We start from the raw sequence: 17946 nt of genomic DNA, 5'->3' as shown, positions 1-17946 counted from the left end.
GAATGGCTACAGTTTTGCCAACATTTCGCGCGTTACCAGCACGATGCCCTCTTCCGAACGGTAAAAGCGCTTGCTGTCTTCCTCGGCGTTTTCACCAATCACCATGCCTTCGGGAATATGGCAGGCGCGATCGATAATGCAGCGGCGCAGGCGGCAGGAGCGGCCAACGTTGACATCGGGCAGTAATACAGAAGAGTCGATAGTGCAGAAGGAGTTCACCCGTACTCGCGAGAACAGCACTGAATGCACCACCACCGAACCGGAGACAATGCACCCACCGGCCACCAGCGAGTTCATGGTCATGCCATGGCTGCCGGAACGATCTTGCACAAATTTGGCCGGTGGCAGTGGCTCCATATAGGTACGGATCGGCCAGGAGCGGTCATACATATCCAGCTCAGGCGTGACCGAAGCCAAATCGAGGTTGGCGCGCCAGTAGGCTTCCAAGGTCCCGACATCACGCCAATATGGCGGCAGATCGGGACCACACCCCACACAGGAAAGAGTAAACGGATGCGCCCAGGCAGCACCCTGCGCGGTAATTTTGGGGATCAGATCCTTACCGAAATCATGGGTGGAGTCAGGGGTCGACATATCCTCTTCCAGCAGTTGGAAGAGGTAGCTGGCGTTGAAAATATAGATGCCCATGCTGGCCAGTGACATCTCAGGGTTGCCAGGCATGGCCGGCGGATTGGCTGGCTTCTCCAGGAATTCGAGGATCAGGTCGTTATCGTCCACCTTCATCACGCCAAACTCGCTGGCTTCCTTGCGCGGTACCGGAATACAGGCCACCGTACACTGCGCTCCCTTCTCGACGTGGTCGATCAGCATCCGCGAGTAGTCCATTTTATAAATATGGTCGCCTGCCAGGATCACCACATATTCCGCTTCATAGCGGCGAATGATGTCGAGGTTCTGATAGACCGCATCTGCGGTGCCTTTGTACCAGTGTTCGGTGCTGAGGCGCTGCTGGGCAGGCAGCAGATCGACAAACTCATTCATCTCTTCGTTCAGGAACGACCAGCCCCGCTGAATATGCTGCACCAACGTATGGGAATGATACTGAGTGATCACCCCCATACGGCGGATCCCTGAGTTCAGGCAGTTGGACATGGCAAAATCGATGATGCGGTACTTGCCACCGAAGTGAACGGCTGGCTTGGCGCGGGTAGAGGTTAAATCTTTCAAACGCGAGCCACGGCCGCCCGCCAATATCAGGGCAACGGATTTATTCGGCAGTTGGCGCGCCAACATCAGAGGGTCTTTATTTTCGTGCTTAACCATAACTGACTCCTTTTAATTTTTCTCTACCAGCACGCAAAGCGAATGCGCAACCTGGCACCAGGCGGGTAGAACCGCCCGTGAATCTTCCTGAGTAAAGGGGGCGACAACCTGCCAATCACCCTCGGGTAACGTCATCTCAACGGTCTGCTGGGTGGCGTTGATCACCATCAGCCAGCGTTGCGACAGGCGGATCTGCAAGCAGCGATCGCCCTGTTCCCACTGTTGCGCACTGAGCGGCAGCCCCTGCGCGTTTAACCACTGCACGCTGCCGTCTCCCTCCTGCCACCAGCGGTCTGCCTGCAAAGCAGGAATTTGCTGGCGCAAGCGGATCAGCGCGGCGGTGTATGCGGTCAGTGACTCATCCGCATTGGCCCAGTCGAGCCAGGTGGTTGCGTTATCCTGACAGTAAGCATTGTTGTTGCCTTGCTGGCTATTTCCGTGCTCATCACCGGCCAGCAGCATCGGTGTCCCCTGTGCCAGAAGCAGCGTGGCAAGCAGTGCTCGCTGGCTGGCCTGGCGGCGTTGCAAAACGGTTTCGTCGGCAATCAGGCCTTCAACCCCGTGGTTACAGCTAAAGTTTTGGTCGCTGCCATCACGGTTTCCCTCTCCGTTAGGCTGGTTATGTTTCTCCTTGAAACTCACTACATCCTGTAAGGTAAAGCCGTCGTGGGCCGTCAGCATATTGATGCTGACATAAGGCGCGCGCCCACGTTGGTTGAATACCTCGCTGGAGGCAGCAAAACGCTGGGCAAACTGACCCAGTGACAGATCGCCCCGCAGCCAGAAACGGCGGATATCGTCACGGAAATGGTCATTCCACTCAGCAAAACGGCCTGGAAACGCGCCAACCTGATAGCCCCCCGGGCCAATGTCCCAGGGCTCAGCAATCAGTTTGCAACGCGCCAGCGTATCGTCCGCCAGCATCGCCTGAAACAGCGGTGCATCACGGTCAAACGCCGGTGTACGGCCTAACACGGTGCCAAGATCGAAGCGGAAACCGTCGACATGGCACTCCCGAACCCAAAAACGCAGGCAATCCATCACCCACGCCACACCCGCTGGCTGATCCAACCGCAGCGTATTGCCACAGCCGGTGAGGTTATCGTAGCCACCGTCAGGGGTTAGCCAGTAGTAGCTGGGGTTATCGATACCGCGCAGCGACAGCGTTGGCCCATCCACATCCAGCTCTGCACTGTGGTTGAACACCACGTCCAGAATCACTTCGATCCCCGCCCGGTGCAGCGCTTTCACCGCATCGCGGAACTCACGCAGCGGCGTCGTCCCGGTGCTCAAACTGCTGTAGCGGTTGTCTGGCGCGAAAGGAGCCAGCACGTTGTATCCCCAGTAATTGATCAGCCCCAGGCGCTGCAAACGCGGTTCCGTGGTGTGCTGCTGCACCGGCAAAAGCTCAAGCGCCGTGATCCCCAACCGCTTGAAGTAGGCAATCATCGCCGGGTGGCCAAGAGCGGCAAAGCTGCCACGCAATACGGCCGGGATCTCCGGGTGCGTTAACGTCAGCCCCCGGACGTGGGCTTCGTAGATCACTGTTTTGCCCCAAGGGGTGGCTGGCGGGCGATCGCCTTGCCAATCGTAGCTTTCGTCGATCACTATGCATTTTGGCATCAACGGGGCGCTGTCTTGCGGGTCCGGTTGATCGTACCCCCCATGCAAATGCACATGGTCGGCAACCGGCCCTTCGACTGCCCGCGCCGCCGGATCGAGCAACAGCTTGTTGGCGTTAAAGCGCAACCCAAGATGCGGCTCAAATGGGCCATGCACCCGAAAACCATAACGTTGCCCCAACTCGCCCCCTGGCAGATATCCATGCCAGATATCACCGCTGCGGGCAGGCAACGGCAGGCGTGTTTCACGATATTGCGCATCGAACAGGCACAGCTCAACCTGAGTGGCATGCGCAGAAAACAGGGTAAAGTTGATGCCATTACCGTCGTAATAAGCCCCTAAAGGCGCGGCAAGACCCGGCGTCAGCTCTACCATCAAACCTCCCGCCGCAGATAAACCGTAGCCAGCGGTGGCACCATCACGCTGATCGAATGTTCACGACCGTGGCTGCCGATCGGCTGCGAAATCACCCGCCCCTGATTACCCGCGTTGCTGCCGTGATAATGGTGTGAATCGGTATTGAGGATCTCCTGATATTCGCCAGCGCGCCCAATACCGATACGGTAATGGGGGCGCGGCACCGGGGTAAAGTTGCTGATGGCAATCAGCTCATTGCCCTGCGAGTCGTAGCGTGCGAAGGCAAATACCGAGTTGTCGTGATCGTCGACTACCAGCCATTCAAAACCATCTGGACGATAATCGCGCTCATACAGCGGCGCATTCTCCTGGTAGCAGTGGTTGAGATCGCGTACCAGCCGTTGCACGCCGTGGTGCCAACCGTCCAATCCATCCAGCAGATGCCAGTCCAGACTGTTATCGAAATTCCACTCGCGCCCTTGAGCAAATTCGCTGCCCATAAACAGCAGTTTTTTGCCCGGGTGCGCCCACATAAAACCGTAATAGGCCCGCAGGTTGGCGAATTTCTGCCAGGCATCTCCCGGCATCCGATCCAACACGGAGCCTTTGCCATGCACCACTTCGTCGTGCGAAATCGGTAGCACGAAGTTTTCGGTATAGGCGTAGAGCATGCCGAAAGTCATCAGGTTGTGATGGTATTTACGGTGCACCGGATCGCACTTCATATAATTCAGCGTGTCATGCATCCAACCGAGATCCCACTTATAGTGGAAGCCTAAGCCGTTGGCATCTGGCGGTAGAGTAACGCCCGGATAATCCGTGGATTCTTCCGCCAGCGTCACCGCCCCTGGCCGCTCTTTGCCCAGTGTCTGGTTGGTGTAACGCAGGAAGGAGATCGCTTCCAGGTTCTCATTGCCGCCATAGTAGTTCGGCACCCACTCGCCGTCGGCACGGCTGTAATCACGGTAAATCATCGACGCCACCGCATCGACGCGCAGGGCGTCGATACCAAAGCGCTCCAGCCAGTAAAACGCATTTCCCGCCAGGTAGTTACGCACCTCGTGGCGGCCATAGTTGTAGATCAGCGTGTTCCAGTCCTGATGGAATCCTTCGCGAGGATCGGCATATTCATACAGCGCGGTGCCGTCGAAGTTGGCCAGGCCATGGGCATCGCTGGGGAAATGTCCCGGCACCCAATCCAGGATCACGTTGATCCCGGCATCATGAGCCGCGGCGACAAAAGCCTTGAACTCCGCTGGCGTGCCAAAACGGCGGGTTGGCGCATACATTCCCAACGGCTGATAGCCCCAGCTGCCGTCGAACGGATGCTCGTTGATCGGCAACAGTTCAATATGGGTGAAACCCATATATTTAACGTAGGGGATCAGTTGCTCGGCCAATTCTTGATAGCTGAGCCAGAAATTATTGTCGGTATGGCGGCGCCAGGAGCCCAGGTGTACTTCGTAGATGGAAATCGGACGGTCAAAGTCATTGGCCCGGTGCCTTTCCGGCGTGTTTTCCACCACCGCAGGCAGCGGTGTGATCAACGAGGCCGTTTCCGGCCGCATCTGCGCTTCGAAAGCATAAGGATCGGCTTTCAGCTGCACGTTGCCGTAACAATCGATAATCTCGTATTTATACAGCTGCCCGGCCTTCACGCCCGGTAAAAAAAGCTCCCAAATTCCGTTCTCTCTACGCAGGCGCATGGGATGACGCCGTCCATCCCAAAAGTTGAACTCTCCCACTACCGACACGCGCTGGGCATTCGGTGCCCAAACGGCAAAGCTGACCCCATCCACATTATCCAATGAGCCAGGATGCGCCCCCAGCCGCTCATAAGGCCGCAGATGGGTGCCCTCGGCCAGCAGCCAGCTGTCAATATCCTGCAGCAGGGTGCCAAAACGGTAAGGGTCTTCCAGAAGTTGTTGATGGTCGCGCCAGCTGACTTCAAGCTGATAGCGGAAAGGGGTTTTACGACGCGGTACGAGAGCGCTGAAAAAACCACGAGCGTCATCGCAATTGAGCTGAACCAGACGGTTACCGGTTTTACTCTCTACCAGCCACACGGTGCCCGCATCCGGCAACAGCGCACAAATCTGTAGTCCGTTTTCGGTTACATGCATGCCGAGCAAGGAAAAGGGATCGGCATAGTGACCGGAGATGAGCTGATTGATCACGTCACGTTCGGGAAGTACAGGCATAGCATTCTTCCTTTGATTAAGAGCATGACTTTTAAAAGGCTACGCTGAACAAAAAGCAGCCGTTGCACCTATCATGCAATTCATTTGCTACCTAAAGCGTGATTTCAGTCGGTTATTGATTAATCGATCGCCTTCATGCTCGCAGTTTCGCTCTTTATGCTTAATTTTTAGGCGAATTTTCACCATTGATGGAAAACTTTTCATCCACCTAATAAGCATAGCCATGTCTGCTAAAAACACGGTGACATTACCAAGGAAAATTTTTAGCCGGAAAACCGGCGGAGCGGGCAACCTTCGCTGGCTGCATCTGATATACGACAGGCGTGACGTCACCTTGCCTGCATCGCCTTTACTGCTACAGCAATTGAGACCAGAAATGTGGAAAACAGCACATTGGAGGGCTGAAAGAGATCAGCCTCAAGGAAGTTCAAGGTTTATCGCAGTAACGTGCAGTGTTGGGGCTCACCGAACGTCAGATCAAACAACGCTCAGCCCTTTCACAGGGCTGCATATCGCCCTACTCAGTAAAAACACCTAAACAAGTAGGTAATCAAGACAATAGATTGCTTCAATGACACCCTCTATTCTCTTTGTTACACCAAAGGTCTATTCAGGAGCAAGCCAAGATGAAACGTATAATCTCATCCGCCATTTTATTTAGCAGTATGCTGTCATTCACCAGTGCAGCCAGTGGCATTCTGACCGAAAAGAATCTCTCCCTCGAATTGGCTGATAAGTTGGCGCAAAGTGCCATCCAGGCCTGTAGCGCCAATAACTACAATGTTGCCGTTACCGTGGTAGACCGCGCCGGCATTCCTCTGGTTATCAAGAAGATGGATAACGCGGGTCCTCATACGGTGGAAGCCAGCCGGATGAAAGCATTTACCGCGCTGACCACCAAAAACCCTACCGAAAATGTGATGAAAAATGCCCAGACCAACGCCGGGGCAGAAAATCTGCGTGATATCCCTGGATTTTTATTGCTGGCCGGTGGCGTACCGGTGAAAAGCGGTGAAGAAGTCGTTGGTGCTATTGGTGTAGGCGGCGCACCGGGTGGACACCTTGATCAGCAATGCGCGCTTACCGCATTAGAAAAAGTGCTGGCGAAATAACACGATGGGCCGCGGTTTCAATGATATACCGCCAACATGGCCCCCGCATTACGTTGCCGCCAATCGACCTGTCCCCAAAGTACGGTCTTGGGGATAATCTAAATGTGCGTTTTAGTAATGCTATCCACATAAAAAAGCCCGCTTTTATGCGGGCTATCGGGTTTTTGCAGCTTAGTGATCCTTCATGCAACGCAACTAAATATCCTACAACAGGATACGCAGCATGCGACGCAGCGGTTCGGCCGCGCCCCATAACAGCTGATCGCCAACGGTGAAGGCGGAGAGGTATTCCGGCCCCATATTCAGCTTGCGCAGACGGCCAACTGGCGTGTTCAAAGTACCGGTTACGGCAGCAGGCGTCAGCTCGCGCATGGTCAGTTCGCGGTCGTTCGGGATCACCCGTACCCAGTCGTTGTGCGTGGCCAACAGTTGCTCGATTTCCGGCAGCGGGATGTCTTTCTTCAGCTTCAGAGTAAATGCCTGGCTGTGGCAGCGCAGCGCACCGACGCGCACACACAAACCATCAACCGGGATGATGCTTGAGGTGCTGAGGATCTTGTTGGTTTCCGCCTGGCCTTTCCACTCTTCGCGGCTTTGGCCGTTATCCAGTTGCTTGTCGATCCAAGGGATCAGGCTACCTGCCAGAGGAACGCCAAAGTTATCGGTTGGCAGCTTACCGGAACGGGTGGCCTCAGTGACTTTACGTTCGATGTCTAGGATCGCCGAGGCCGGGTCCTGCAACTCCTTCGCTACATCCGCATGCAGCATGCCCATCTGGGTCAACAGCTCACGCATATGGCGCGCACCGCCGCCAGAGGCAGCCTGATAGGTGGCAACAGAGGCCCACTCCACCAAGTCGTTGGCAAACAGACCGCCCAGCGACATCAACATCAGGCTGACGGTGCAGTTACCGCCAACAAAGGTCTTGATGCCTTTGTTCAGCCCTTCCTGGATCACCGCATGGTTGACCGGGTCGAGGATGATAATCGCCTCGTCTTTCATACGCAGAGAAGAGGCCGCATCGATCCAATAGCCCTGCCAGCCGGCAGCCCGCAGCTTTGGATAGATTTCATTGGTGTAATCGCCGCCCTGGCAGGTAATAATAATATCGAGAGCGCTTAATGCTTCGACATCATACGCATCTTGCAGCGTACCTTGCTGCTGGCCACCGAAAGCCGGGGCGGCAGCACCGAGCTGCGAAGTGGAGAAGAATACCGGGCGAATGGCGTCAAAATCGCGCTCTTCAGTCATGCGTTGCATGAGAACCGAGCCGACCATACCACGCCAACCAATGAAACCAACGTTTTTCATATTTACTGTCCTGCCTTGGAGGATGGCTATGCTCTATACCCTTTCAGGAAGGATATGAGATAGAGTTAAGTTATATGTTGTGTGCAATATCTACCCACCTTACAAAAAGTCGGCGCGAGCGCAAAGTGAATTTATTCAATGAGCAGGCAATTCTCAGTAACGCCGCTTATATCCGTCGTTTTTTCTGATTTTGAGGCCTTAAATGACAGAAATGATTGCGGCAACGGTGTTGCTGTTTTTAATTATGGATCCGCTGGGTAACCTGCCGATTTTCATGTCGGTGCTGAAACACCTGGAACCGCGCCGTCGCCGGGCGGTGGTGATCCGCGAGTTGCTGATAGCCTTGGTATTGATGCTGACTTTCCTATTCGCGGGCGAACATATTTTGGCGTTCCTCAACCTGCGCACCGAAACCGTGTCGATCTCCGGCGGGATAATCCTGTTCCTGATCGCCATCAAGATGATTTTCCCTTCGCAGGAGGGCAGCGGCAGCGATCTTTCCGCAGGAGAGGAGCCTTTCCTGGTGCCGCTTGCCATTCCGTTAGTGGCCGGGCCGTCGATTCTGGCAACCTTGATGTTACTTTCACACCAGTACCCCAACCAGATTTCGCATCTGGTCGTGGCCTTGCTGATTGCCTGGGGATTGTCGGCGGCGATCCTGCTGATGTCGAACGTGTTCCTGCGGTTACTGGGTAGCAAAGGGGTGAGTGCACTGGAACGACTGATGGGGTTGATTCTGGTGATGCTGTCCACCCAGATGTTCCTGGACGGCGTTCGGGCCTATCTGAACCTTTAGCAGTCAGGGCGCAGCAGAGATTGCTGCGCCCCGCCGTTAAGACTTAAACCACCATCGCCAACAGCAGGCAGCCAATCAGGCCACAGACTGAAATGATGGTTTCCAACACGGACCAGGACCTGATGGTTTCCATAATGGTCAGGTTGAAATACTCCTTGAACAACCAGAAGCCTGGATCGTTTACGTGAGAGAAAATCACGCTGCCCGAACCAACGGCGATAACCATCAGCTCCGGGCTAGCCCCGGTGGTAGCAATCAGCGGAGCCACAATGCCCCCGGCGGTGATTGCCGCTACGGTCGCGGAACCCAGTGCAATACGCAGCACTGCGGCAATTGACCAGGCCATCAGGATCGGTGACACATTGCTGCCATGCATGATGCCAGCAATGTATTGCTCAATGCCGCTGTCCACCAGCACCTGTTTGAACGCCCCACCACCGCCGATGATTAACAGCATCATGGCGATGATTTTGATGGAGTCGCTGACGGTACCCATCACTTCGTCCATGGTGCGGCCACGGTTCAGGCCGAAGGTAAAGATGGCGATCAGCACCGCGATCAGCGTTGCCATTACCGGGTCACCAAAGAACTCGGCGTAAGCCAAGATCGGGTGGCCTTTTGGCAACACCATTTCCGCCACGGCACGCAACGCCATCAGGATCACCGGCACCAGTGCAGTCGCTACGCTGACGCCAAACCCAGGCATTTCTTCTTCGGTAAAGGTTTTGGGGTTATATAGACCGACTGGAACCGGCTTATCGATACCTTTCAGGAAGCGGGCATACACCGGGCCTGCCAGGATCACGGTTGGGATTGCCAGCAAGGTGCCATACAACAGGGTTTTACCCATGTCCGCATGGAAAATGGTAGCGATCGCTGTTGGGCCTGGGTGTGGCGGCAGGAAACCGTGGGTAACGGACAGCGCCGCAGCCATCGGCACGCCGACATACAGCAGCGGGATACGTGCAGAGGCAGCAATGGTAAACACCAAAGGCAGCAACAGCACGAAGCCCACTTCGTAGAACAGAGCAAAACCGACGGTAAAACCGGTCAGCACGATGGCCCATTGGATATGCTGTTTACCGAACTTGTCGATCAGCGTGGTCGCAATCCGCTGCGCACCACCACAGTCCGCCAGCAGCTTACCGAGCATGGCACCAAAGCCCATGATCAGCGCCAGACCGCCCAGCGTTCCGCCCACGCCGGCCTTGATAGAACCAATCACTTTGTCTACCGGCATTCCCTGCATGATACCAACCGCCAGAGCGACCAGAATCAACGAGATAAAGCCGTTCAGCTTAAAGCGGATCATCAGCAGCAGTAGCATGGCTACGCCGATGGCAACAATCACTAGTGGCATAATTTTTCTCCAACCCTTTTATCACTTGGCCTCTTTACGCAACGGCAGCGAAAGAAGGTGCTTTGTTTTATTGTACGACCCTATCCTGGTGGTCTAAGTAGGCAGCTGAGTACAGTGGTAGCCAATGGATGCAGATTGCAGCCCGCCACGTGGCGACATGAAAACGCCGGGCATGTTCCCTGTTCTGTGCTGTGTGATGACAATCACATCTCCATTTGTTACCCGTATCATGATACCGGTAACATGATAAGATCCGGAACCAGGTAACCCAGCAAAATTCGCATTCTGAGATAGAGATCAAACTTATGGCGGGAAAAAGCATCATCCTGATGGGCGTCTCCGGCAGCGGCAAATCCACGATTGGCGCGGCGGTAGCACGGGAAATCAAGGCAAAATTTATCGATGGCGACGATCTGCATCCACGCGCCAATATCCAGAAGATGGCCAGCGGCCAGCCGCTGAATGACGAGGACCGCGCGCCCTGGTTGCAACGCCTCAACGACGCGGCGTACAGCCTGAATCACAAGAACGAGAGCGGGATTATTGTCTGCTCGGCGCTCAAGCGCCGCTATCGCGATCTGCTACGCAAAGACAATGACAATATGGTGTTTATCTATCTGAAAGGCAGTTTCGAGACGATCCTGGCCCGTCTGCAAGCCCGCTCCGGGCATTTTATGCCTACCGAGCTGCTAAAAAGTCAGTTTGAGGCATTAGAAGAGCCCGGGGCCGACGAAAAAGATGTGATTTGCGTGGATATCGATACCGACGTTGAAGGCGTAGTTGGCCGCTGTGTTGCAGCGCTAAAGCAATAAGTTAGCCGTGCTGGGCGCTGGCTGTTGCGCCCAGGTTCAGATGCTGCCACCGGGTGCCACGGTGAAGCCCACGTCCACCATACGTGGGGAAACAACCTCTCCACGCAGCCGTGCCAACAGGCGCTCAGCGGCGATCTGCCCCATATGCTCACGCGGCGTCAGCACACTCGCCAGTTTTGGTACCATCACCTGGCCGATATCGTGGCCGTGGAAACCGGCAATCGCCATATCCTGCGGGATAGATAATCCCTGGCGCTGGCACTCGAATGCCGCACCGATCGCCAAGTCATCGTTGGTACAAAAGATACTGTCAACCTGCGGATAATCTCGCTGCGCCTCGCGCAACATCTCACCACCGGCCGAATAGGAAGAAGAACGTGAGGTCATGATGCTGTAGGCTTCAAGACCAGACTCACGCATAGCCTGTTCATAGCCCTGCTGTTTGATAATGGTGCGTTCATCCTGACGCGCGCCAAAGTACACCACATGACGATGGCCGCGAGCGATGATCTGCTGGGTCATTTGGCGGGCCGCTTCAAAGTTGTTGAACCCGACAGCCAGATCGATACAGGGTGACACACAGTCCATCAGCTCCACCACTGGAATGCCTGCAACTTCAATCATCTTCAGTGTACGTGGGGTATGGTGGCGTTCGGACAAGATCAACCCATCGATGTTATAAGAAAACAGCGACGTCAGACGCTCTTCCTCACGCTCCGGCAGATAGCCGTAGTGCGCCAGCATGGTTTGATAGTTGTGTGCATCGGTAACGCTTTCGATACCCCGCAACACTTCGGCAAATACCTGGTTGGTCAGCGACGGTAACAACACGCCAATTGCCCGGCTGGTCGCATTGGAAAGGATATCTGGGGCACGATTGGGAATGTAGCCAAGTTCGTCCAGCGCTACCGCAATTTTTTGCTGTAAAGCGGCAGAAACCTGATCGGGATTGCGCAAATAGCGGCTCACCGTCATTTTGGTGACGCCAACCTGATCTGCAACATCTTGAAGCACCGGCCGTTTTTTCTTCATTATCACTGAACTGGCTAACCGTGAATGGGCGGCCATTTTAGCAAATAAAACGCCTTTCCGATATTGTTGGTTATCCGGCCAGCAGACACAAAAAAGGGCCCGGCATTGCACCAAGCCCTCGCCATTACTTTGTCATCACACCGGTGGCAGATCGAACAGCAAAATCTCGCTGTCTTCATCGGCATGGATAGACAGTGCTGTTTCATCCCAGATGGCAAACGCATCGCTAATACCCGCTTTGTGGCCATTGATAGAGACATTGCCATGCACCACCTGGATCCAAACGCGGCGTTCTGCCTGGATTGGATAAACCGATTGCTCGTCTTTCTTCAGCGCCCAGCGAGACAACGTCATATCCTGGAACACCTTCAGCGAACCTTCACGGGCGTCTGGCGACAGCACCAACTGGCGGCCCTGAGGTGCATCAAACATCCGTTGCTCATAACGTGGCTCCAGCCCAACCTGATCCGGAATAATCCAGATCTGGTAGAGATGCAATGGCCGATCGCTATTGGCATTGTACTCGGAGTGACGCACACCGGTCCCTGCACTCATGATCTGGAACTCACCGGCATTAATCTGTTCTTTGTTGCCCATGCTGTCCTGATGCTCCACCGTGCCGCTCAGCACATAGGTCAGGATTTCCATGTCTTTATGGGGATGAGTACCGAACCCCTGGCCTGCATCAATCACGTCTTCGTTGATCACCCGCAGCGCCGAGAACCCCATAAAGTCGGGATCGTAATAGTCAGCAAATGAGAAAGTGTGCCAGCTGTCGAGCCAACCATGATTGGCATGACCGCGATCTTGTGCCTTACGTAAATAAATCATATTCAACTCTCCTCAACGTTTTCTACAGTCTAGACCTGACGGAGGAATATGAAAGCGCAAAAATCTCACCCCTCTGTTCAAAAAATTAGGTGGAGTTTGCCAGCACGAAACAAAGGGTTTGTGGGATGAGTTAGCCGATGAATTTGGGCAAAAAAAAAGCCAGCACCCGAGCTGGCTAAGTAAACACTGGAAGCAATGTGAGCAATGTCGTGCCTTCAGCAAACAGTATCAAAGGTTGATACTCTCTCTGAACGCATGACAATAATAATCATTATCATTCGCACCTGTAAAGCGTTTTTTTGACCAATGGGAAATTATATTGACTCAGGGGAGTAAACGGATAATTTGGGAGGTTATTCAAACGGTAAACGCCAAAGAGAGGAAAGAATGAGCGAGATTGTAGTTCGTCACGTGGAAAGTAACGATGCTGAAGCCCTGCACCAGCTATATTCCCACCCGGCCGTTTACCGTGACACGCTACAACTACCGCTACCGTCAAAAGCCATGTGGCAGCAACGTATTGCTAACGTGCAACCCGGAACCTACAACATGGTGGCCTGCATTGACGATCGCGTGGTGGGGCAGTTGTTCGTGGAACTCAACCAGCGGGTACGCCGCCGCCATGTGGCCACTATTGGCATCAGCGTGGATGCCGGTTACCACGGCAAAGGCGTTGGCAGCGCGCTGATGCAGGCGATGATCGATATCTGCGACAACTGGGCCGGTATTGAGCGCATTGAGCTCACGGTATTCACCGACAATCAGGGTGCCATTGCGCTGTATCGTAAGTTCGGTTTTGAGATTGAAGGCACCAGCCGCCGCTTTGCCATGCGCGATGGCGAGTTGGTGGATGCTTATCATATGGCTCGGTTTAAAACCGCGTAATCAGAACGGCGATGTCGGAGGGGCGCTCATATGAACGCCCCTCCTGTTAGACACAGCAAAACCAATAACTGACCTAAAGCCCGGCCGTTTCGCGAATATAGCGGCGTGCTTTCACCGCGTATTCAAAAGGATTGGCCAGCGCCGGATCCTGCTCTGCCTCCACCACCATCCATCCCTTATAGCCACGCTCATCCAGCAGCTTGAATACCGGCCGGAAATCGATCACGCCATCCCCCGGCACGGTGAAGGTGCCTTTTTTCACCCCGTCCAGGAAGCTCAGGCGCTTGGCCTTAACCTCTGCCACCACCTCGTCACGCACGTCTTTCAGATGTACATGGTTGATGCGCGGCAGGTATTTCTCCAGGATCGCCAACATCGCCTGTTGGCTGCCTTCGGAGTAATAGGCATGCCCGGTATCAAACAGCAGGTAAACATCGTCGTTCACCATGCTCATATAGCGGTCTATCTCTTCGGTGGTCTGGATGCCCGTGCCCATATGATGGTGCAGGCAGACCTGCATCCCCTTTCCGGCGGCAATTTTCGCCAGCTCGTTATACCCCTGCGCCACCCGCTGCCACTCTTCATCGCTAAAATAGGGCTTCTCTTCAAATACCGCCTTGGTGGTGCCCTGAATGCTCTTGCTCTGCTCGGAGCAGCCAATCACTTTGGCCCCCATTGCATGCAGGAAATTCATGTGGTTAATAAACTCATCGATGGTCTTTTCCTTCAGCCCATCGGCAAAAAACGTGCTGAACCAGGCATTACAGATCTGGATCCCGCGGATATCCAACATCGGCTTCAGCACCTTGGGATCGCGCGGGTATTTGCTGCCCACTTCGCTGCCGGTGAACCCGGCCAGCGCCATTTCGCTGACGCACTGCTGGAACGTGTTCTCGTCCCCTAACTCAGGCATATCGTCATTCGTCCAACCAATCGGGGCGATTGCCAGCTTTACGTGGTCTTTGTTCATTTTCAGCCTCAGTCAGGTTGGCACTTACCGGCTATCTTTCCCACCGGCTTGGCCAAGAAAGTTATTTACCATAGAAGCCAGGACGGGCAGGCAAGGTCACTGGCACCACTTCACCGCTGGTCTGCGCGGCGATACAAGCATCCGCCGCCACCGCAGCGGCAAAGCCATCCCAAGCAGAAGGCCCGGTGAGATTGCCGGCCTGAACGTCATTGATAAAGGCTTGCAGTTCAACATCATAGGCACCGATAAAGCGGTCTTTCCAGTCGACCAGGATCTCGGTGGACAGTTTGGCACCGCTGCGCATTTGCACCGCGGAAGGCTCTGGTAGCTTGGCAATGCCGGTTTCCCCCACCACCTCACACTGAATGTCGTAGCCGTATTGGCAGTTAACAAAAATTTCGACGTCAATGCGGGTGCCCTTGGCCGTTTCCATCAGCACAATCTGCGGGTCTCTCAAATGCGGCAGGGCTTTGCTGCTCTTGCGTGGGAACACTACTTGCACCGAGACGTAATCATCGTCCAGCAGCCAACGCAGCACGTCTAACTCGTGAATGAGCGTATCGGTAATGGCCATATCCGTGGTGTAGGCTTCACCGACCCTTGGATTACGGTGGGCACAATGCAGCATCAGCGGTTCGCCGATCTGGCCGCTGGTTAGTACCTGTTTCAGCGCCCGGTAGCCCTGATCGTAAGGGCGCATAAAGCCCACCTGTACCAGGCGTTTGCCATGCCTGGCTTCGGCATCCACGATGTTTTTGCAACCCTGTGCCGTGACCGCCAGCGGTTTCTCGCAAAACACGGGTTTACCCACAGCAATGGCGGCCAGCACAAACTCTTCATGGCTCGGCCCCCATGACGTGACCAACACCGCCTGGACGTCTGAGGAATTGATCAGATCGTGAGCATTGTCATAAACCTTGGCGTCCAGTTTCAGTTCGCTGACCACCTTGGCCGCACTGTCTCGATTGATGTCATTCACCGCAACCACTCTGCTACCCTGCAACACCTGGCTGCAACGGCGGATATGATCCCTACCAATAGCACCGGTACCAATAACCCCAATGTTCAATGTCATTTTCGTTATCCTCGTGGACTGTAAACGGCAGACGCAAGGTCTGAAGTAGATCGGATTATTTATGCGCGGCGTTCTCCGCCGCACCTACGATTGCCAAGGCATTGCGTTATCAGTAGTCGCGGGCTTTATCGATGTTTTCCTGCAGCTTGCGGGCGACGGCAATAATTTTTTCACTTTCAGCCACCTGGGCCCCCCCCACACGCCACCAACTGAGATAGTTGTGGACCATGGTTTTTGGCAGCACTTTGATATCGAGCAGAGTGGAAACCTGTTGCTTACGGGCATCTGCTAGCGCATCGATCAGCTGTTGTTCCGTAGTAATGCTGTAGGTTTTGCAACCATAGGCTGCTGCCAACATGGCAAAGTTAACCGGAACGAGCTTGCCATCCAGTTTGTTGCCTTGCGGGTTACGGAAGCGGAACTCGGTGGCGTAGCTCCCCATGCCGTGCCCTATCTGCAGGTTGTTGATACAGCCGTTGGTCATGTTGTCGAACAGCACCACGTTGACTTTGCAGCCTTCCTGGATCGAGGTGACCAGCTCAGAATGCAGCATCATGAACGCCCCATCCCCCACCATGGCGTAAACTTCGCGCTGCGGCTCCGCAAGCTTGACGCCTAACGCGGCGTTAACCTCATAGCCCATACAGGAGTAGCCGTATTCCACGTGATAGCCGTGCTCACCCCGGTTTTGCCAGACTCGCTGCAGATCGCCCGGCAAACTGCCAGCGGCGGCAACGATGACGCTGTCCTGAGGTAAATGCTCATTCAGCACCCCCAGCACTCGGCTTTGGGTTAATACGGAGCCGGTTTTTTCGATAAACTCGGCAAACACCTGTTCACGATCGAGGCTGTCGTCGATTTCCGGAACAAAGCCTTCGCCGGTATAGGTCACTTGATAGACACGCTCGGTCTCTTTCTGCTGTTCGCCAAGCGCCTTGCTGATAGCGTCTTGCCAATCGGCACGATAATCCGCCTGAGCCAACAGCGGGCTGAGAGAGGCCAGAGCCGCACGGGCATCTGCCAAGACTTGCAGACCGTCCAGCTTTCCAGCATCAAACGCGCTGACGTTGATGTTAAGGAAGGCCACATCCGGATTTTGGAATAGCCATTTGGACGAGGTGGTGAAATCGCTGTAACGGGTGCCGATGCCGATCACTAGGTCTGCCTGCTTCGCCAGCGTGTTGGCCGCCAGACAGCCGGTTTCACCGATGCCCCCCACGTTATAAGGATGAGCGGAAAGCACCGTACCTTTACCAGCCTGAGTTTCGGCAAACGGAATATGGAAGCGTTCAGCAAACTGCTGCAACGCTTGCCCAGCCTGCGAATACTTCACCCCGCCACCGCAGATTATCAACGGCTTGCGTTTGTTCACCAGTAACGCCAAGGCATCAGCCAGCGATTCTTGGCTGGCCGGGCGGCGCTCAAGGCGATGCAGCCGTTTGTGGAAGAAATAGTCTGGGTAATCGTAGGCTTCGCCCTGAACGTCCTGCGGGAGGCATAGCGTGACGGCACCAGTTTCTGCCGGATCGGTCAGTACGCGCATGGCATTAATGCAGGCGCTCATCAGCTGTTCTGGGCGCACAATGCGATCCCAATATTTACTGACAGCGCGAAATGCGTCGTTGGTACTGATGCTTAAATCGTAGGATTGTTCGATCTGTTGCAATACCGGATCGGGCTGGCGAGAGGCGTACACATCGCCCGGTAGCAGCAGTAAAGGAATGCGGTTAGCCGTGGCAGTGGCCGCAGCGGTAATCATATTGGCCGCGCCGGGGCCGATGGAAGAGGTACAAGCGTAGATCTGCTGGCGCAGCTTCTGCTTGGCAAACCCGGTAGCGGCATGCGCCATTCCCTGTTCGTTGCGCCCCTGATGCACCAGCAGATCGCCACAGTCTTGCTCCAGAGCCTGCCCCAGGCCGAGTACGTTACCGTGGCCGAAAATGGCGAAGATACCCTTGACGAATTTGGTTTCGACACCGTCTACCAGTAGGTACTGGTTGTCGAGAAATCTGACCAACGCCTGTGCCATGGTCAACTTGATCTTACCCATTTTACTCACCCTTTCATTTGGCGTTATCCCGAGCCTGCTGCAGATGTTGGTGTGCGAGCAGACAGGTGTAGCCGGTGGCGTAGCGCTGACTTCGTTACACAAAAGCAGTGATAATCTTGTCTGGGTTGTTACACACTGCTCATGCAATAAGCGGTTTGAAACGTGCATTGATTATAAACAAATATATTTTTCATAAAATATCAATACAGAAAAAATATTTCATTTTGCGATAAAGATCGCATATTAC

At 54.6% G+C, this 17946-nt stretch carries 14 protein-coding genes; 4 read left to right on the top strand and 10 right to left on the bottom strand.

Features of this window, described 5'->3' with window-relative positions:
- Positions 1-6: 6 nt before the first annotated feature.
- The 3 genes from glgC to glgB are packed head-to-tail and all read right to left on the bottom strand — an operon-like array spanning position 7 to position 5465.
- Positions 7-1284 (bottom strand): glucose-1-phosphate adenylyltransferase, encoded by a 1278-nt coding sequence (gene glgC / locus AC6HVW_RS20710; RefSeq protein ID WP_021181744.1) that lies wholly within the window; start codon positions 1282-1284, stop codon positions 7-9.
- Positions 1285-1296: 12 nt separating this feature from the next.
- Positions 1297-3282, bottom strand: a complete 1986-nt coding sequence (gene glgX / locus AC6HVW_RS20705; RefSeq protein ID WP_186486513.1) for a glycogen debranching protein GlgX — start codon at positions 3280-3282, stop codon at positions 1297-1299.
- A complete protein-coding gene (gene glgB, locus AC6HVW_RS20700) occupies positions 3282-5465 on the bottom strand; it encodes a 1,4-alpha-glucan branching protein GlgB (RefSeq protein ID WP_186486514.1) in 2184 nt (727 codons plus the stop codon). The genes glgX and glgB overlap by 1 nt, the downstream gene beginning before the upstream one ends.
- 626 nt (positions 5466-6091) lie before the next feature.
- Between glgB and AC6HVW_RS20695 the strand changes: the two genes are divergently transcribed.
- On the top strand, positions 6092-6577 hold the full coding sequence (locus tag AC6HVW_RS20695; protein WP_071681397.1) for a GlcG/HbpS family heme-binding protein: 486 nt from the start codon (positions 6092-6094) through the stop codon (positions 6575-6577).
- A 204-nt stretch (positions 6578-6781) separates the two neighbouring features.
- On the opposite strand, the gene asd is transcribed toward AC6HVW_RS20695, so the two are convergent.
- The gene (asd, locus tag AC6HVW_RS20690; protein ID WP_021181748.1) at positions 6782-7888 is read right to left on the bottom strand and encodes an aspartate-semialdehyde dehydrogenase; all 1107 of its coding nucleotides are present in this window, start codon (positions 7886-7888) and stop codon (positions 6782-6784) included.
- Positions 7889-8090: 202 nt separating this feature from the next.
- Between asd and AC6HVW_RS20685 the strand changes: the two genes are divergently transcribed.
- On the top strand, positions 8091-8684 hold the full coding sequence (locus AC6HVW_RS20685; RefSeq protein ID WP_059199441.1) for a YhgN family NAAT transporter: 594 nt from the start codon (positions 8091-8093) through the stop codon (positions 8682-8684).
- Between the two features lie 43 nt (positions 8685-8727).
- Here AC6HVW_RS20685 and gntT read toward each other — a convergent pair whose 3' ends face one another.
- Positions 8728-10044, bottom strand: a complete 1317-nt coding sequence (gene gntT / locus AC6HVW_RS20680; protein WP_021807428.1) for a gluconate transporter — start codon at positions 10042-10044, stop codon at positions 8728-8730.
- 305 nt (positions 10045-10349) lie between these two features.
- Here gntT and AC6HVW_RS20675 point away from each other — a divergent pair, with 305 nt between their 5' ends.
- Positions 10350-10856, top strand: a complete 507-nt coding sequence (locus tag AC6HVW_RS20675) for a gluconokinase (protein WP_021807427.1) — start codon at positions 10350-10352, stop codon at positions 10854-10856.
- 36 nt (positions 10857-10892) lie between these two features.
- Here the strand turns inward: AC6HVW_RS20675 and gntR are convergent, their stop codons facing one another.
- Together gntR and AC6HVW_RS20665 are read right to left on the bottom strand one after the other, a co-directional pair.
- Positions 10893-11888, bottom strand: a complete 996-nt coding sequence (gene gntR, locus AC6HVW_RS20670) for a gluconate operon transcriptional repressor GntR (protein ID WP_071681484.1) — start codon at positions 11886-11888, stop codon at positions 10893-10895.
- A gap of 135 nt (positions 11889-12023) precedes the next feature.
- The gene (locus AC6HVW_RS20665; protein WP_021807425.1) at positions 12024-12719 is read right to left on the bottom strand and encodes a pirin family protein; all 696 of its coding nucleotides are present in this window, start codon (positions 12717-12719) and stop codon (positions 12024-12026) included.
- 387 nt (positions 12720-13106) lie between these two features.
- Between AC6HVW_RS20665 and AC6HVW_RS20660 the strand changes: the two genes are divergently transcribed.
- Complete coding sequence (locus AC6HVW_RS20660) at positions 13107-13604, top strand: GNAT family N-acetyltransferase (protein ID WP_071681399.1); 498 nt, start codon at positions 13107-13109, stop codon at positions 13602-13604.
- Positions 13605-13677: 73 nt separating this feature from the next.
- Here AC6HVW_RS20660 and iolE read toward each other — a convergent pair whose 3' ends face one another.
- The 3 genes from iolE to iolD form a co-directional block, all read right to left on the bottom strand.
- Complete coding sequence (iolE, locus tag AC6HVW_RS20655) at positions 13678-14574, bottom strand: myo-inosose-2 dehydratase (RefSeq protein ID WP_024482780.1); 897 nt, start codon at positions 14572-14574, stop codon at positions 13678-13680.
- A 61-nt stretch (positions 14575-14635) separates the two neighbouring features.
- Positions 14636-15649 (bottom strand): bifunctional inositol 2-dehydrogenase/D-chiro-inositol 1-dehydrogenase, encoded by a 1014-nt coding sequence (gene iolG, locus AC6HVW_RS20650; protein WP_059199437.1) that lies wholly within the window; start codon positions 15647-15649, stop codon positions 14636-14638.
- Positions 15650-15758: 109 nt separating this feature from the next.
- Positions 15759-17699 (bottom strand): 3D-(3,5/4)-trihydroxycyclohexane-1,2-dione acylhydrolase (decyclizing), encoded by a 1941-nt coding sequence (iolD, locus tag AC6HVW_RS20645; protein ID WP_071681401.1) that lies wholly within the window; start codon positions 17697-17699, stop codon positions 15759-15761.
- Between the last annotated feature and the right edge of the window lie 247 nt (positions 17700-17946).

The sequence above is a fragment of the Serratia sp. NCCP-200 genome (genome assembly GCF_059697885.1).
This window is presented reverse-complemented; position numbering and strand designations above follow the sequence as displayed.

What these genes read in the sequence shown, in the direction of transcription:
- glgC (WP_021181744.1), bottom strand. Translation starts at nt 1,284, where the DNA reads ATGGTTAAGCACGAAAATAAAGACCCTCTGATGTTGGCGCGCCAACTG.
- glgX (WP_186486513.1), bottom strand. Translation starts at nt 3,282, where the DNA reads ATGGTAGAGCTGACGCCGGGTCTTGCCGCGCCTTTAGGGGCTTATTAC.
- glgB (WP_186486514.1), bottom strand. Translation starts at nt 5,465, where the DNA reads ATGCCTGTACTTCCCGAACGTGACGTGATCAATCAGCTCATCTCCGGT.
- AC6HVW_RS20695 (WP_071681397.1), top strand. Translation starts at nt 6,092, where the DNA reads ATGAAACGTATAATCTCATCCGCCATTTTATTTAGCAGTATGCTGTCA.
- asd (WP_021181748.1), bottom strand. Translation starts at nt 7,888, where the DNA reads ATGAAAAACGTTGGTTTCATTGGTTGGCGTGGTATGGTCGGCTCGGTT.
- AC6HVW_RS20685 (WP_059199441.1), top strand. Translation starts at nt 8,091, where the DNA reads ATGACAGAAATGATTGCGGCAACGGTGTTGCTGTTTTTAATTATGGAT.
- gntT (WP_021807428.1), bottom strand. Translation starts at nt 10,044, where the DNA reads ATGCCACTAGTGATTGTTGCCATCGGCGTAGCCATGCTACTGCTGCTG.
- AC6HVW_RS20675 (WP_021807427.1), top strand. Translation starts at nt 10,350, where the DNA reads ATGGCGGGAAAAAGCATCATCCTGATGGGCGTCTCCGGCAGCGGCAAA.
- gntR (WP_071681484.1), bottom strand. Translation starts at nt 11,888, where the DNA reads ATGAAGAAAAAACGGCCGGTGCTTCAAGATGTTGCAGATCAGGTTGGC.
- AC6HVW_RS20665 (WP_021807425.1), bottom strand. Translation starts at nt 12,719, where the DNA reads ATGATTTATTTACGTAAGGCACAAGATCGCGGTCATGCCAATCATGGT.
- AC6HVW_RS20660 (WP_071681399.1), top strand. Translation starts at nt 13,107, where the DNA reads ATGAGCGAGATTGTAGTTCGTCACGTGGAAAGTAACGATGCTGAAGCC.
- iolE (WP_024482780.1), bottom strand. Translation starts at nt 14,574, where the DNA reads ATGAACAAAGACCACGTAAAGCTGGCAATCGCCCCGATTGGTTGGACG.
- iolG (WP_059199437.1), bottom strand. Translation starts at nt 15,649, where the DNA reads ATGACATTGAACATTGGGGTTATTGGTACCGGTGCTATTGGTAGGGAT.
- iolD (WP_071681401.1), bottom strand. Translation starts at nt 17,699, where the DNA reads ATGGGTAAGATCAAGTTGACCATGGCACAGGCGTTGGTCAGATTTCTC.